The sequence below is a fragment of the Streptomyces sp. NPDC002889 genome, from assembly GCF_042888425.1.
Taxonomy (GTDB): Bacteria; Actinomycetota; Actinomycetes; order Streptomycetales; family Streptomycetaceae; genus Streptomyces.
In genome coordinates, this window is record NZ_JBIAPT010000006.1 from 201,126 (window position 1) to 216,266 (window position 15,141).

Annotated in this window: 11 protein-coding genes and 2 pseudogenes; 7 read left to right on the top strand and 6 right to left on the bottom strand. The window is 70.5% G+C overall.

From position 1 onward, the window contains the following. Position 1: 1 nt before the first annotated feature. The 3 genes and pseudogenes from htpX to ACFYWI_RS11260 all read right to left on the bottom strand — a co-directional run. Positions 2-919 carry a zinc metalloprotease HtpX gene (gene htpX / locus ACFYWI_RS11250; RefSeq protein WP_389228818.1) on the bottom strand — a complete coding sequence of 306 codons (918 nt, stop codon included), beginning with the start codon at positions 917-919 and terminating at the stop codon, positions 2-4. 5 nt (positions 920-924) lie between these two features. Beyond that, positions 925-1,107: pseudogene (locus ACFYWI_RS11255) on the bottom strand (hypothetical protein); the annotation flags it as partial. A 9-nt stretch (positions 1,108-1,116) separates the two neighbouring features. After that, positions 1,117-1,293, bottom strand: a pseudogene (locus ACFYWI_RS11260) (PspA/IM30 family protein); the annotation flags it as partial. 269 nt (positions 1,294-1,562) lie between these two features. Between ACFYWI_RS11260 and ACFYWI_RS11265 the strand changes: the two are divergent. The 5 genes from ACFYWI_RS11265 (at position 1,563) to ACFYWI_RS11285 (ending at position 6,326) form a co-directional block, all read left to right on the top strand. Beyond that, a complete protein-coding gene (locus tag ACFYWI_RS11265) occupies positions 1,563-1,958 on the top strand; it encodes a molybdopterin-binding protein (RefSeq protein ID WP_389228821.1) in 396 nt (131 codons plus the stop codon). A 275-nt stretch (positions 1,959-2,233) separates the two neighbouring features. Next, positions 2,234-2,707 (top strand): molybdopterin-dependent oxidoreductase, encoded by a 474-nt coding sequence (locus ACFYWI_RS11270; protein WP_389228825.1) that lies wholly within the window; start codon positions 2,234-2,236, stop codon positions 2,705-2,707. 286 nt (positions 2,708-2,993) lie between these two features. Beyond that, the gene (locus ACFYWI_RS11275; RefSeq protein WP_389228828.1) at positions 2,994-3,389 is read left to right on the top strand and encodes a molybdopterin-binding protein; all 396 of its coding nucleotides are present in this window, start codon (positions 2,994-2,996) and stop codon (positions 3,387-3,389) included. Between the two features lie 100 nt (positions 3,390-3,489). Beyond that, complete coding sequence (gene modA, locus ACFYWI_RS11280) at positions 3,490-4,299, top strand: molybdate ABC transporter substrate-binding protein (RefSeq protein ID WP_389228831.1); 810 nt, start codon at positions 3,490-3,492, stop codon at positions 4,297-4,299. Positions 4,300-4,385: 86 nt separating this feature from the next. Next, a complete protein-coding gene (locus ACFYWI_RS11285; protein ID WP_389228834.1) occupies positions 4,386-6,326 on the top strand; it encodes an ABC transporter permease in 1,941 nt (646 codons plus the stop codon). Between the two features lie 78 nt (positions 6,327-6,404). Here the strand turns inward: ACFYWI_RS11285 and ACFYWI_RS11290 are convergent, their stop codons facing one another. Together ACFYWI_RS11290 and ACFYWI_RS11295 are read right to left on the bottom strand one after the other, a co-directional pair. Beyond that, positions 6,405-10,412, bottom strand: coding sequence for a molybdopterin-dependent oxidoreductase (locus ACFYWI_RS11290; RefSeq protein ID WP_389229259.1), 4,008 nt, complete (start codon positions 10,410-10,412; stop codon positions 6,405-6,407). An 830-nt stretch (positions 10,413-11,242) separates the two neighbouring features. After that, positions 11,243-12,676, bottom strand: coding sequence for a glycosyltransferase 87 family protein (locus ACFYWI_RS11295; RefSeq protein WP_389228837.1), 1,434 nt, complete (start codon positions 12,674-12,676; stop codon positions 11,243-11,245). A gap of 87 nt (positions 12,677-12,763) precedes the next feature. On the opposite strand from ACFYWI_RS11295, the gene ACFYWI_RS11300 reads away from it, so the two are divergent. Then, positions 12,764-13,981 (top strand): molybdopterin-dependent oxidoreductase, encoded by a 1,218-nt coding sequence (locus ACFYWI_RS11300; RefSeq protein ID WP_389228840.1) that lies wholly within the window; start codon positions 12,764-12,766, stop codon positions 13,979-13,981. Further along, the gene (locus ACFYWI_RS11305; RefSeq protein ID WP_389228843.1) at positions 13,981-14,451 is read left to right on the top strand and encodes a hypothetical protein; all 471 of its coding nucleotides are present in this window, start codon (positions 13,981-13,983) and stop codon (positions 14,449-14,451) included. The genes ACFYWI_RS11300 and ACFYWI_RS11305 overlap by 1 nt, the downstream gene beginning before the upstream one ends. 36 nt (positions 14,452-14,487) lie before the next feature. Here the strand turns inward: ACFYWI_RS11305 and ACFYWI_RS11310 are convergent, their stop codons facing one another. Further along, positions 14,488-15,138, bottom strand: a complete 651-nt coding sequence (locus tag ACFYWI_RS11310; RefSeq protein ID WP_389228846.1) for a methyltransferase domain-containing protein — start codon at positions 15,136-15,138, stop codon at positions 14,488-14,490. Positions 15,139-15,141 lie beyond the last annotated feature (3 nt).

The following is a 15,141-nucleotide window of genomic DNA, read 5'->3' on the forward strand; positions in this document are numbered from 1 at the left end:
CTCACGTCGTCCGGCCGCCCGGCTCGCCCAGTTCGGCGGAGATCGCTGCGAGCGCCTCCAGTCGGCGTTCCAGGCTGGGGTGGGTGGAGAACAGGTTGGCCAGCGCCGTGCCGGGCCCGAGGGCGGGCGTGAAGAAGAACGCATTGAACGCCTGGGCGGTGCGCAGATCCTGGGTGGGGATACGGGCGATGTCGCCGCTCACCTTGGTCAACGCCGAGGCCAGCGCGGAAGGCTTCCCGGTGAGCATGGCCGCGGCCCGGTCGGCGGCCAGTTCGCGGTAGCGGGACAGCGCCCGGATCAGCAGGAAGCTGATGGCATAGACGAGGGCGGAGACCCCCATGACGATCGCGAACACGGCGGCGGTGTTCTGGTCACGCTGGTTGCGTCCGCCGAACAGCTGGGAGTAGAAGGCGAAGCGGACGACAAGACCTGCGATCACGCCCAGGAACGAGGCGATGGTGATCACCGCGACGTCGCGGTGCGCGACGTGGGAAAGCTCGTGGGCGAGAACGCCCTCGAGTTCCTCGGTCTCCAGGCGGCGCATCAGTCCGGTGGTGACGCAGACGACGGCGTGGTCGGCATTGCGGCCGGTGGCGAACGCGTTGGGCAGGTCCATGTCGGAGATGGCCACCCGGGGTTTGGGCATGTCCGCGGTGGCGCACAGACGGTCGACGACGCCGTGCAGCCTGGGCTGTTCCTCGGCTGTGACGAGGCGGCCGTGCATCGCGTACAGGGCGATCCGGTCGGAGAACCAGTACTGGGCACCAAGCAGCCCGGCGGCGATGACGACCACCAGGAGGACGGACTTGAGCAGCACGATCAACGCGGCGATGAACGCCACGTACAGCAGCCCGAGCAGGAACATCGTGACCAGCATGCGCGCGGTCAGCTGCCGATCGGGCTCGAAGCGGCTGCGCATCGCCATCACCCCGGGATCAGGCCTTCGTCGGAGAGCAATTCCCGCACCTGCGTGAGGCCGGCGTCCTCGTCGGGCAGTACCAGGCCGGACGGGGTGATCGTCTCGTCCGGAAGCGACCTGCCGAGACTGCGCACGGCGTCCAACAGAGCCGACAGGGCGACGGTGAACACCGCCTCGTCGCCCGCATCGGCGGCCGGCTCGACCCGTTTGCGGCTGGTCGCCACATCGGCCACGCCGCGCCGTACCCGCTGCAGCATCTGCAGCTGCTGCTCGTAGGAGTACCCCAGGACCTCGCGCGGATCCCCGGCGTTGTCCAGCGCCTTGTCCGCCTTGATCCGGAACAGGGCGGCGATGCGGTGAGTGATGCTGGTCATGGCGACCGCCTTCCTCTCGGCCTCGGCGTCGCCTCGGAGAGATCGGCCGAGACGTACCGCGAAAAGCCGCAGACCGGCCCCGTCACGGTTCACGGCAGGGACCACGCCTCTTCCATTGTCCAGGCGCGCTCCTCACCCGGCAGCTTGATCGTGTTCCGCGGGCTCTGCCTGGGCTGGTCACGACGACTCCGAGGTCGGGGCACCGTCTCTCTTGCTCCTGGTCAGGCCGTCTCGGCGGCCGGTGCAAGGCGTTGGCCTAGAGTGCGGGTGTGCCGTCGTACAGCATTGGACAGGCAGCAGAGCTGCTGGGTGTGAGTTCGGAGACCGTTCGCCGGTGGGCGGACGGCGGTCGGCTGCGTATGGATCGGGACGGCTCGGGGAACCGCGTGATCGACGGGGTGGGACTGGCGGCGTTCGCGCAGGAGCGTGCCGCGGGCATGCATCCTGTACCGGACGGTGTGGCCACCTCCGTACGCAACTCGTTCGCCGGGATCGTGACTGCCGTACGCGTCGACGATGTGGCAGCCCAGGTGGAGATCCAGTCCGGTCCTCACCGGCTGGTCTCGCTGGTGACCCGTGAGTCCGTCGAGGAGCTGGGCATCGAGGTCGGCGTCACCGTCACGGCGCGGGTGAAGTCGACGAACGTGCACATCGACCTCCCGTGACGAGCGACGCGCGTCAGCGGCAGAGCAACGCGGCACGCAGGTCGAGCTTGTGTCGAGGCGGGACAGCTCCCGGTCGGTAAGGGCACCGGCAGGCTCGTGCCGTGCCGCGCGACACCGGCTGGGACGATGGCCTGGAAGATGCCGGGGCAGTATTCGTAGCAAGCTCACAATCACAAGGGAAAACGGCATAGAAGGCTTGCAGACACGATTCCCTGGAACGATGGTCGGGTAGTACTGGCCGCAGTCGCCGCACCGACCGTTCGAAGGGGAAGCCGATGAGTCGACTCAGCACCGCACCCCTGACCTTCGCCGTCTGCGGAGAGGTCCGCCGCCCGACGGCACTGAGCGTCGCGGACCTGCGGTCGGGCTGGGAGCAGCACCGGGCCGACGTGGTCTTCGAATGCGCCACCAGCGGCCCGCAGCACCACACGTTCGAAGGACCGCTGCTGCGTGAGGTGATCACCGACGCCGTCCCCGCCTTCGACCCGCGCCGCCGCAAGGACCGTTCTCGCTTCCTGCTGACGGTGAGCGGCGGCGACGGCCACCACACGGTGCTGTCCTGGGCGGAGATCGACGCCGACTTCGGAAACACACCGATGCTGCTGGCCACCCGCCTGGACGACCGCGACCTGGACACGGCGGGCAGTCAGCTCGTCGTCCCCTCGGACCGCTGTGGGGCGCGCTACATCAGCGCGATCACCACCATCTGGATCGGCACGTGCCGGCTCCCGGTCGGTTCGTCGGCTTGAGCCAAAAGGCCGCGCACAGGGCGCGTGCGGGGCCTTCTCGTGATCGCGAGGGAGCGGTCCGTCGCGGCCTGCCCACACCCATCGCAGCCGACAACCACGCGTCGCATGCGCCAGGGCGTCTCTGGGTCCGGCCTGGCAAACCAGAGGAGACCTGGTTGCCGCGCGATCACACAACAGGATGCCCTGCGCGGTGCCATTGCGCGTTCCTCCAATCTCCATCGCAGCTGCCATGGAGAATCGACTGATCAATTGCAAATGAGAGGGGAAACGCCATACGGTGTCGCACATGCAGTCCTACACCATCGGACAGGCGGCACGTCTGCTCGGCGTCAGTCCCGACACCGCGCGCCGCTGGGCGGATGCCGGCCGGGTCGCGACCCATCGCGACGACAGCGGCCGCCGTCTCATCGACGGCCGTGATCTGGCCGCCTTCTCCATCGAGGTCGCCCAGGGCGGCAACGGCGAGGACGACACCTCCTACACCTCGGCCCGCAACGCCTTCCCCGGCATCGTCACCGCCGTAAAGCTCGGCGACGTCGCCGCGCAGGTCGAGATCCAGGCAGGTCCGCACCGGCTCGTCTCGCTCCTGACCCGGGAGGCCGTGGAGGAACTGGGTCTGGAGGTCGGCATGCAGGCCACCGCCCGCGTGAAGTCGACCAGCGTGCACATCGACCGCACCTGACCCCTCGCGCAACCAAGCGGCGTCGCCCGTCACCGGCGCGGCTCATCAGCATCCGCTCGGACGGCACCGGCCGACCACGTCCCCAGGGAGTCCCACCCTCATGTCCCTCACCTTCACCAGACGCCGCGCCGCCGCTGCTGTACTGGCTGCTGCACTCCTCGTTCCGCTCACGGCATGCGGCAACGACGACCCCGAGAAGGACACCGGCAGCGCGAAAGCCGACGAGTCCGCCACCGGGGCTCCCAAGGCCAACTTGACGGTGCTGGCAGCCTCTTCGCTGACCGACGTGTTCAAGACCGCCGGCGCGGCGTACGAGAAGAAGAACCCGGGCACGAAGATCACGTTCTCCTTCGCCGGGTCGCAGGAGCTGGTCGCCCAGGTGAAGCAGGGCGCCCCGGCCGACGCCCTGGTAACCGCCGACACCAAGAGCATGGGCGGCGTCAAGGCGGACACCGGCACCCCGACCGTCATCGCCAAGAACCGCCTCGTCATCGCGACCGTCGAGGGCAACCCGCACAAGGTCGACGGACTCAAGGACCTCGCGGACGCGAAGCTGAAGGTCGTCCTCGCCGCCCCCGAGGTGCCGGCCGGCAAGTACAGCCAGAAGATCCTCGACGCACAGAAGATCACGGTGAAGCCGGTCTCGCAGGAGCCGAACGTCCGCGCCGTGCTGAGCAAGGTCGAGCTCGGTGAGGCCGACGCGGGTCTCGTCTACAGGACGGACGCCGAAACGGCCCCCGACAAGGTCGACGCGGTCGAGATCCCCGACGCGCAGAACGCCATCGCCGAATACCCGGCCGCCGCGCTGAAGGAGTCCAAGAACGCCGAGGCCGCCGCCGCGTTCGTCGCGTGGCTGTCCACGCCCGAGGCACAGAAGATCCTCCAGGAGGCGGGCTTCCAGAAGCCGTAGTCCCGGCGACTGCCGTGAGGGGGCTGTCCGTTCCGGGGGAACGGACAGCCCCCTTCATCCATCACCCCGAGTCCCAGGGATCTCCGATGAAACGAATCCGCAGTCGCGCACCGGGCCCCCGCAGCCCGGTCACCCTGGCGATCCCCGCACTGCTGGCCGTCGCGTTCCTGTTGCTGCCGCTGATCGGGATCCTCGTACGGACTCAGTGGGGCGAACTCGCGGACCATCTCACGACGCCGGGAACCATCGAGGCGCTGCGGCTCTCGCTGCTGGTCTCGTTCTGGGCGCTCGGCCTGTCGCTGGTCCTTGGCGTACCGCTGGCGTGGCTGCTGGCCCGGGTGCCGTTTCCCGGCAAGGCGTTCGTGCGCTCCCTCGTGCTGCTGCCGATGGTGCTGCCGCCCACCGTCGGCGGTGTGGCGCTGCTCCTCGCATTCGGCCGCCGCGGGCTGCTCGGTCCATGGCTGGAGAACACCTTCGGCATCACCCTGCCGTTCCACACCTCGGGAGCGGTCCTCGCCGCGACGTTCGTCGCGATGCCGTTCCTCATCATCAGTCTGGAGGGGGCCCTCGGCGGACTCCGGCCCCGCTACGAGGAGACCGCCGCCTCACTCGGCGCCTCACCGGTACGGGTGTTCTTCACCGTCACGATGCCCATGGTCGCCCCCGGCCTCATCGCCGGCGCCGCCCTCACCTGGGCCCGGGCGCTGGGCGAGTTCGGCGCCACCATCACCTTCGCGGGCAACCTCCCCGGCACCACGCAGACACTGCCGCTGCAGGTGTACCTGCTGCTCCAGGACGAGCCGGAGGCAGCGACATCCGTCTCTCTGCTGCTGCTCGCCATCGCGATGCTGGTGCTCATAGCGCTGCGCGGTCGCTGGACCGGTACGCCCGCCGTCCGCTCGCACGATTCCCGGCCCCCGGTGGACGAAGCCGAATCAGGTGTGGCCCCGCCCCCCGAGGCCGCCGACGCACAGCGCGCGGCTCCGCAGGAGCTCTGGCCCCTGCACGCCGAGGTCACCGGCTTCAACCGGCTCACCCTGGACGCCGAACCCGGCACCACCATCGCCGTCGTCGGCCCCAACGGCGCCGGGAAGACCACCCTCCTGCGCGCCCTCCTCGGCCTCACCCCACGCGCCCACGCCGAACTCCGGCTCGGCGCCACCGACGTCACCACACTCCCCCCGCACCGCAGGGGCGTGGCCTGGGTCCCGCAGGACGGTGCCCTCTTCCCGCACATGAGCGCCCTCGCCAACACTGCCTACGGACTGCGCGCCCACCGCGTCCCCCGCACCGAGGCCCGCCGCAGCGCCCAGGAATGGCTCGGCCGGCTCGGCGTCGGCCACCTCGCCCATCGCAAACCGGCTCAGCTCTCCGGCGGTCAGGCCCAGCGTGTTGCGCTCGCCCGGGCGCTGGCCGCCCGCCCCCGGCTCCTCCTCCTCGACGAACCGCTCGCCGCCCTCGACCAGACCACCCGTGCCCACGTCCGGCACACCCTTCGCCGCCACCTCGACGGCTTCGGCGGTGTATGCCTGATCGTCACTCACGACCCCGTCGAAGCCGTCGCGCTCGCCGACCGGGTCCTCGTCCTGGACGACGGAAGTGCCCTGCAGGACGCCCCGCCCACCGAGGTCACTCGCCACCCCCGCTCCCCCTGGGTCGCCCGCATGCTCGGCCGCAACGCCTGGCCCGGCACCGCCACCGCCGAAGGCATCCAACTCACCAGCGGCGGTACGCTCGTCGTCGCGGACCCGCTCCCCGTCGGCATGGGCGCCCTCGCGATCATCGCTCCGGAAGCCGTCGCCGTGCACCGAGACAAGCCGAGCGGCAGCCCTCGCAACGTGTGGCCCGGCACCGTACGGGAGATCACCACCAGCGGGAGCCGCCTACGTGTCCTGATCACGTCGGAGCAGGCGCCGGACCTCGTCGCCGAGATCACCCCGCAGGCCGCCGCCGAGCTCGGCCTCGCCGATGGAACTCCCGTCTGGACCAGCGTCAAAGCGACCGAAGCAACTGTCGTGGCCCTCTGAGCCGACCCCGCACGCAAACCGGGCGGACGATGACCAGCGAGCCGGAACCGGCGCGCACTCCTGTTCCACCAACGCGCATCAGTAGACGTCGCGGACATACCTCTTGTCGGCGGCGAGCTGCTTGACGTACAGAGCCGCCGCGTCCTGGTCGAGACCTCCGTGGGTGACGGCGATGTCGCGCAGCGCCTCGTCGACGTCCTTGGCCATCCGCGCGGCATCGCCGCAGACATAGAAGTGTGCGCCGTCCTGGAGCCAGGACCAGAGCTGGGGACCGTGTTCGCGCATCCGGTCCTGGACGTAGATCTTGGCGCGCTGGTCGCGGGAGAAGGCGGTGTCGAGGCGGGTGAGGGTGCCGTCGGCGAGGAAGGCGGTCAGCTCGTCCTCGTAGTAGAAATCCGTGGCGCGGTGCTGTTCGCCGAAGAAGAGCCAGCTGGGGGCTCGGTGGCCACGGGCTCGGCGTTCCTCGAGAAAGCCGATGAAGGGAGCCACTCCGGTCCCGGGGCCGACCATCACCATCGGGGTGTCGGCGTCTGCCGGCGGCCGGAAGTGCGGGGAGCGCTGGACGAAGACCGAAACCGGGGTGTCAGCCACGGCGTCGGCGAGGAACGGCGAGCACACACCCTTGCGGGGGCGGCCGTTGAGGTTCTCGTACCGGACGACGGAGACGGTCAGCGACACCTGGTGGGGGTCGGTGAGCGGGCTGGACGATATCGAGTACAGGCGGGGCTGCAGGCGCTTGAGGACACCGGCCCACTCCTGCGGTGTGGCGCGCACGGGGTGCTCGGCGACGACGTCGACAGCCTGACGGCCCCAGGACCACCGGGCGAGCTCGCCCTTGTTGTCGGGGCGCAGCAGCTTCTTCACCTCGCGGTCGCCGGTGCGCTCGGTGATGAAGCCCAGCAGGGCGGGGGTGATCTTGGTGATGTCCAGGTGCCGGCGCAAGGCGTCGGTCAGGGGTATCTCGCCGATGCCGGCGACGTCGACAGCGACGGCAGGGTCGAGACCGGTGACGGCCAGCCATTCGGTCACGAGATCGGGGCAGTTGACGGGGTGCACGCCGAGAGCGTCACCGGCCTCGTAGGCGAGCGGAGTCTCGCGTTCTCGGGTGTCGAAGGTGAACCGGCGGACCTCCTTGCCCGCGCCGGGGAGGCTGAGGAGCCGGTTGCCGGTCAGCCGGGCAGCGGCGGGGGCCGGCTTGGCGCTGCGGACGGGTGCCGGGGCAGAGGCCGAGCCGGTCGCCGGCGGTGCGGTGAGGTTGGTGAGGACCTGGTCGAGCCATGCGTGGGCAGAGGGCTCGTAGTCGGGTTCGCAGTCGGTGCGCGGGGCCAGGCGTACGGCCCCCAGCTCGTCCAGCCGCTGGTCCAGGCGGCGTCCATGGCCGCAGAAGTCGTCGTACGAGGAGTCGCCGAAGGCCAGGATCGCGTACCGCCTGCCGTCCATGCGCGGTGTGTCGGCAGCGGTCAGGGCGTCCCAGAACCCGGATCCGTTGTCGGGTGCGTCGCCGTCACCGAAGGTGCTGGTGATCAACAACAGGTCGGCGGCGGGCGGTAGGGACCTGGGATCCGTTTCGTCCATGCCGATGAGCGCAGCACGGTGTCCAGTTGCGGTGAGTCGCTCGGCGGTGGCCGCCGCGAACTCCTCGGCATTGCCCGTCTGCGAGGCCCACAGCACGACCACCTCACGGCCCTGAGAAGTGGCATGCGTCGTCGTCGATTCCTCCTCGGTCTGCGGCGCGCGCGAGTACATGCCGGCGAGCACACCGTTCACCCACTGTGCGTGGTCCTTGCTGAACGGCGCACCGGTCGGCAGCACGGGAACGCCGGGCGCGCCTGATTCCAGTCCGGCCAGGAAGCCGACCAGGTACTGACGTTCGTGCTCGGCGAGCACAGGCGGTGGCGTGCTCTCCACCCCGAAGACCGCGGCCGTGCCGGGCTGGACGGCGGTCGGCACGATCACCGCCGGCTCCGCGGTGGGGATGTGAGGGGGCGCCGGAGTCAAGGCTGCCGGTGCGGCGACCTTCGCCAGCGTCACCGCGCACACCTTGAACTCGGGCTGGAAGGAGATCGGGTCGACGGCGTCGCTCGTCACCGCATTGACGCTCAGGTACTCCCCGAACAGGTCGTTCCAGTGGAACGGCGCGAAGCAGCACCCCGGCCGCACCCGGCCCGTCACCACGGCCGCCAGCACGGCCCGGCCGCGCCGTGACGCGATCTCGACCGAGTCGCCCTCCACGATCCCCAGCCGTTCTGCGTCCTCGGGGTGGAGCTCGACGAACGGCGTCGGATTGAGCTTGTTGAGTTTGGCGACCTTTCCGGTCTTGGTGAGGGTGTGCCATTGATGCTGGAGCCGCCCGGTGTTGAGGACGAACGGGTAGTCGTCGTCGGGCATTTCGGCAGCCGGAATGTGCGGACGGGCGAAGAAGACCGCGCGGCCGCTCACCGTCGGGAACACGGGACCGCCGTCCTTGGCCAGGTAGCGGATCGGGTTGCGGTCCGGGCCTTCCGCGGTCGCGGCGGGCCACTGCACAGATGTGGTGCGCAGCCGTTCGTAGGTCACGCCCCGCAGGTCGTAACCGGTCTTCGGGTTCGCGGCGCGCTTGATCTCCTCGAAGACCTCCTCGGCACTGTCGTAGGAGAAGGCATGCTCGTAGCCCATTTCGCAGGCGATACGCGCAATGATCCGCCAGTCCGCGAGCGCCTCCCCCGGCGGGTCCACGGCCGGCTGAGCGAGGGTGAGGTTGCGTTCGCTGTTGATCAGCACGCCCTCGGTCTCGGTCCACAGGGCACCGGGCAGCACGACGTCGGCGTAGGCGTTGGTCTCGGTGTCGGTGAACACGTCCTGGGTGATGACGAGTTCGGCCGTCTCCAACGCTTCGATGACCGTCTTGCGGTTGGCGACCGAGGCGACGGGGTTGGTGCAGATGATCCAGCAGGCTTTGATCTCGCCCCCGGCCATGCGCTGGAACAGCTCGACGGTGCCCTTGCCGGATCCGTCCTCGCGTACGGTGCCGGGCTCGAGGCCCCACAACTCCTCGACGAAGGCGCGGTCCTCGTCCACCAGCACCGACCGCTGTCCGGGCAGGCCGGGGCCCATGTAGCCCATCTCCCGGCCGCCCATGGCGTTGGGCTGGCCGGTGAGCGAGAACGGGCCGCTGCCCGGTCGGCATATCGCACCGGTCGCCAGATGCAGATTGATCAGGGCATTGGTGTTCCAGGTGCCATGGGTGGACTGATTGAGCCCCATGGTCCAGCAGCTCATCCACTCCCCCGCCGTACCGATCAACTCCGCCGCCCGGCGGATGTCCGCCTCGGGGATGCCGGTGATCTCGGCAACCTTGGCGGGCGGATAGTCCGCGAGGAACTCCGGCATCGCCTCCCAGCCCTCGGTGCGCTCCGCGATGAACCCGGCGTCCGTGTGCCCGTTCTCCACCAGCAGGTGCAGCAGACCATTGAGCAGCGCGAGATCCGTACCCGGCCTGATCTGCAGGAAGAGATCCGCCTTGTCGGCGGTGGCGCTGCGCCGCGGGTCGACGACGATCAGCGTGGCCCCCGCCTTCACCCGCTCCATCAGCCGCAGGAACAGGATCGGATGGCAGTCGGCCATGTTGGAGCCGATGACGAAGAAGACGTCCGCCTTCTCGAAGTCCTGATACGAACCCGGCGGGCCGTCGGCACCGAGGGACAGCTTGTAGCCGCTGCCCGCGCTCGCCATGCACAGCCGGGAGTTGGACTCGATCTGGTTGGTGCGCACGAAGCCCTTGGCGAGCTTGTTCGCCAGGTACTGCGCCTCCAGGCTCATCTGCCCGGACACGTAGAACGCGAACGCGTCGGGCCCATGATCGTCGATGATGGTCCGCAGCCGCCGCGCCGTGCCGGTGATCGCCTCGTCCACACCGGCGGGTAGGGGCTCAGCCCCGCGCTCGGGGCGCACGAGCGCCGTCGTCAGCCGACCGGGGGCGGCGAGCATGTCGGCCGTCGTCGCACCCTTGGTGCACAGTCGGCCGAAGTTGGCAGGGTGGGCCTTGTCCCCCGAAGCCTTGAGCACCTTGCGGCGACCGTCGGGGCCGGACGCGATGTCGAGGACCATTCCGCAGCCCACACCGCAGTACGAGCAGACCGTCCGCACCTGGGCGCTACCGGTCCGCGGCTCCTGTGTGGTCACCGGGTGGCCTCTCTGTGGGTCGGATCGTGCCTCCGACCGTACGAAATGCCCGTTACGCCGATGTGACCTCAGCCGATCATGGGCGGTAACGCCCGTCACACACACGCTGGACCGGCACTGTGAGATCGAACAGGATCACGCATGCGCCAGGAAGAGCTTCAGCTTCCTCTCGCATGTGCCATGTATTTACGCCATGCGTAATGCATCTGTGGATCGTGCGGACGAAGGATGGAGCGACGAGCGTCACAGTCGTGCGGTACGTGCCCTGGCGAGGCCCCTGTGCAATCGCCGGCACGCCGGAGTCGGCGGTCTGCACACGGCGGGGGCGTGCCGGCCGGGCGCCGACCTGGTCGACACCGTCCCGGCCAGGACCGGCGACGACCTGCCATGGGCTGCCCACTCCGTCCGAGCCGACGCCTGCGCCGGAAAGCCGCGATGCAGCAGGCCCGCATCGAGTACGCCGAGTCATGGCGCGTGAAGCACCTCGAAGAGCACAAGCGGAGACATGACGTCACGCGGCGGGCCTCGGCGTACCTCAGCGCCGTCCGCCTCCAGACGGAGAAAAGGGCATGAGCTGCCGAGGGCGGCGGGCACCACCATGCCGCACAGAGCGGCGACAACCGGCAGCGCGGCCCAGCGGCCTCTCGAGTCGCTGCACAGGAGGAGCCGGCATGCCCGGCGGCGCGCCGCTCGGTCGTGTGCAGGCGCTGGAAGGGGAAGTGGGGTCGTACACGGGGACCTCGGGATCTCTGGAGCTAGGACGGGATCGTGTGGGCCGGGTCGGTGCCGACCCGTCCGTCGAAGCCGCGCCAATGCCGCACGCGGCGCAGGACACAGCCGGTGAGCACCGCGACGGCTGCGACGGCGTAGGCCGTCGTGCCGATGACGTCCGGGTTGCCGCCCGAGTTCACCGTGATGTACTTGGCGGCCCCGGCCGCGGCGACCGTCAGCCACTCCCAGCCGCCGTCCAGTGCCACGAGCGCGACAAGCAGCAGCGCGTACCAGGAGTAGCCGGGTGTCAGCAGGAGGAACGCCGTGCCGGTGACCAGCAGGGCCCCGTGCCACGGACGCCTGGGGTCGCCGTGGAGCAGGACGTGTGCGACGACGCACAGCACGACGACGGCGACCGCCGGGACTGCCCAGCTGTCGGGCAGCACGAGCCGCAGCAGGGCGTACCGGCTGCGGGCCGAGGCGTCTTCGTACCCCTCCTCCTCGACGTAGCCGCTGAGATAGCCGAGGACCGAGGCCTCGGACAGCAGCACATAGGGGAGGTACGTCAGCGCGACGACGGCCGCGGCGGGCACTACGACTGCGGCGGCGTCACGCCATCTGCGCACCCCGGACAGCGCGCCGGGCAGCAGGATCGCGGGCAGGAGCTTGGTGGCGGTGGCGGCTCCGAGGAGGGCGCCGCCCGCCGCACGGTGCCGTACGACGACGGCGAGACCGGCCACGCCCAGGAGCACACCGAGGATGTCGGCGTGGGCGTTGTTGACCGCTTCGATGGGCACGGCCGGGCACCAGGCCCAGTAGGCGGCGTCGCGCGGGTTGCCACGTCGGCGCAGCACCAGCAGCAGCGCGCCGGTCACGCCCACGGACAACAGCGCGTTTCCGGTCTGGAGGGGCTTGTGTCGGGAGTCGTCCGGGGAGAGCGCGTGGACCAGCAGGAAGTAGCCCTCCGCCACCGGGGGGTAGATGGTGTGGACGCTCGGCCGGTTGAGCCGGGTGCAATGGATCTCGCCCCCGGGGCCGGAGATCCGCACGCGTTCCGGGCCTGCGCATCCCGCGCCTGTCGGGAAGAGCCACGGGTCGCGCAGCGGGGCGAGGGCGGGGTCGGCGGGCGTGTGGTCGTACGGGGAGATCCCGGCCGCCTGCACCCGGCCGTCCCATGCGTAGCGGTACGAGTCGCTGCTGGTGCGTGGGGGAGCGAGGAGACCGGTCGCCGCGACGATCACGGAGCCGCCGAGGATCATCGCCACGGCATGGCGAACGGGGACCTTCCTCAGGCACCGGACCGCCAGTGCGAACAGCAGCCAGCAGGCCCCGTACCAGCAGGCCAGGCCAACGGAATCCGTGACATAGCCGTCGTGGCGAACAGTAAGGGCGAGCGTGGTGGTGAGAGCGGCCAGCAGCAGGCCGGTGCCGAGTGTGCGCGGGCTGATCACGCTGCTCAGCGTGCCAGCCTGCGCCATCGCGGACGGGCTGCCATCGCCTGACGTCAGCGATCCGTAAGGTGTCGAAGCAGCGCCGGACGCCCCGGGCGGGGGTGTGATGGAGACATGAGACTGCGACCAACGGGGCTGACGCGCGGTGCCGTGACATCCCTCAAGGACCGGCTGCACGGGTTCACGGGGCGAGCACCGTCCGTCGGGGCGTGGTTGCCGTCCTTCAAAGGTCGGCTGCATGATCCGCGTACCGCGACGGCCGTCGGCCGCTGGCTGGGTGTCGCGATTGCGGTGTGCTTCCTGACCGGGGTGATCAGCCACTTTCTGCAGAAGCCGCCGGACTGGCTGCAGCCGCTGCTGCCGCCGCGCCCGGTCTGGGGCTACCGGCTGACCCAGGGGCTGCACGTGGCAAGCGGAACCGCGGCGATCCCGCTGCTGATGGCGAAGCTGTGGACCGTGTACCCGCGGTTGTTCGTGTGGCCGCCGACCCGCTCCCTCCGGCACGCGCTGGAGCGACTGTCGGTGGCGGTGCTGGTGGCAGCGGCCGTGTTCCAGCTGTTCAGCGGGCTCTTGAACACCTTCCAGTGGTACCCGTGGCCGTTCTCCTTCGTCCCTGTGCACTTCGCGGTGGCCTGGGTACTGGTGGGCGCCCTGCTGCTGCACATCGCGGTCAAGGTCCCGGAGATCAAGGCGCACTGGACCCGTCGCTCGCCCGGGACTCTGGAGCTCCCGGCGGAGGACGGGCCGGACCGGCGGTCGTTCCTGGCGGGCGTCGCGGCAGCCGTCGGCGCGGTCACCGTCGTCACGGTGGGGCAGTCGATCACCCCGCTGAAGCGTTTCGACCTGCTGGCACCGCGCCACCCGGATCACGGCCCGCAGGGCCTCCCGGTCAACCGCACCGCGGCGGCGGCCGGGCTCGCTGCCGGGGTCTCGGCGGGCCAATGGCGGCTGTCGGTGGCCGGGCCCCGACCGTACGAGCTCGGCCTGGACCAGCTGCGGGCCATGCCCCAGCACACCGTGACCCTGCCCATCGCCTGCGTCGAGGGCTGGAGCAAATCGGCCGAGTGGACGGGCGTACGGATCCAGGACCTGCTGGACCGGGCGGGTGCCCCGCCCGGGGCGCTGCTGCGCGTGGTGTCCCTGGAGAAGCGCGGGGCGTACCGGATCATGGAGATGGGCCGCGGCTACGCACGCGACCCGCTGACCCTGCTCGCGCTGCGGCTCAACGGCGAGATCCTCTCCCTGGATCACGGGTTCCCGGCCCGCGTCATCGCCCCGAACCGCCCCGGCGTTCTCCAGACCAAGTGGGTCACCCGGCTGGAGGTGCTCTGATGCTGCGGTTCGTGGTGGGCGCGGTCGGCGTCGCGGTGATGGGCTTCGGCGCCTGGCTGCTGTTCGGCGCGGGCGGCGTGCGGGATCCGTGGGAGGTCGTGGTCTGGCTGGGAGGGGCGATCGTCCTCCACGACGGACTCATCGCGCCGCTGGTCCTGGCGGTGGGCTTCGTGCTGGCGGCCCTGCCCGCGCGCGGCGCGCTCCGGGCGGCGCTGATCGTCTGCGGTGCGCTGACCCTGATCGCCCTGCCGCCGCTGCTGCGCCCGGGTGCCCCGACGAACCCGTCCGCATTGCCTCTGGACTACCTGCGCAACTGGCTGGTGGCCCTGGGCGTCGTCGCAGCTCTGGCGGCCGCCGTGCTGATCCTGCCCCGGGCCGCCCGGGCACTGGCCGCGTGGCCGGTGCGCCGACGTTCCCGCCGTGAGGGGGCCCGGGTGAACAGCGACGAGGATGCCGGAGACGGCAGGTAGATCTTCGCCGGTCGTGGGTGCGTCTTTCGGCGGCCGTCACCCGTGGGACAGGGCCGCAAATGTGCGCCCGGCGACCGTCCACGGCACGACGTGGCTCCAGCCTGACTCAGTGGCGCAGACGAGGAGCGCGGGCAAGCCCAACCGGGCCCACGGGAAAGCCGCGCCGGGGGCCCCCTCGCCGTCCACGACACGGACGTCGACCCGCTCGTCGACGTCCACCGGAGCCGCCTCGGCTATCAGCAGGCCGTCCGGGGCGACGAGTTGGGCAACCCGCGACAGCAGGGCACGAGGGTCGCCGCCGATGCCGATGTTGCCGTCGATGAGCAGCGCCGTACCCCAGCTGCCCTCCCTGGGCAGCGGATCGAAGACCGACCGGCACAGCGCGCTGCCGCCCGAGCCCACGGTGCGGGCGACGGCCGCCGGACTGACGTCCACCCCCAGGGTCGACCGGCCCAGCTCGGCCAGCGCGGCCACCAGTCGGCCAGGACCGCAGCCGATGTCCAGGACAGGCCCCCGGCAGCGGTCCAGCACGGTCAGATCCGCCGCGTCCGGGGCCGCGCACCAGCGTTCGACCTCCAGAGGCAACAGCCAGCCGTCCGGGCGACGCAGGAACAGCGGGCCGCGGCCGGTGCGCAGCGCGGCTGTGTAGGGATCGGCCCGCCACGCCGTGCCAGAGGTCGTTCCCATGGG

Coding starts and splice junctions, on each gene's coding strand:
- htpX (WP_389228818.1), bottom strand. CDS start 919: ATGCGCAGCCGCTTCGAGCCCGATCGGCAGCTGACCGCGCGCATGCTG.
- ACFYWI_RS11270 (WP_389228825.1), top strand. CDS start 2,234: ATGAGTCGACTCAGCACCGCACCCCTGACCTTCGCCGTCTGCGGAGAG.
- ACFYWI_RS11275 (WP_389228828.1), top strand. CDS start 2,994: ATGCAGTCCTACACCATCGGACAGGCGGCACGTCTGCTCGGCGTCAGT.
- modA (WP_389228831.1), top strand. CDS start 3,490: ATGTCCCTCACCTTCACCAGACGCCGCGCCGCCGCTGCTGTACTGGCT.
- ACFYWI_RS11285 (WP_389228834.1), top strand. CDS start 4,386: ATGAAACGAATCCGCAGTCGCGCACCGGGCCCCCGCAGCCCGGTCACC.
- ACFYWI_RS11290 (WP_389229259.1), bottom strand. CDS start 10,412: ATGGTCCTCGACATCGCGTCCGGCCCCGACGGTCGCCGCAAGGTGCTC.
- ACFYWI_RS11295 (WP_389228837.1), bottom strand. CDS start 12,676: ATGGCGCAGGCTGGCACGCTGAGCAGCGTGATCAGCCCGCGCACACTC.
- ACFYWI_RS11300 (WP_389228840.1), top strand. CDS start 12,764: ATGAGACTGCGACCAACGGGGCTGACGCGCGGTGCCGTGACATCCCTC.
- ACFYWI_RS11305 (WP_389228843.1), top strand. CDS start 13,981: ATGCTGCGGTTCGTGGTGGGCGCGGTCGGCGTCGCGGTGATGGGCTTC.
- ACFYWI_RS11310 (WP_389228846.1), bottom strand. CDS start 15,138: ATGGGAACGACCTCTGGCACGGCGTGGCGGGCCGATCCCTACACAGCC.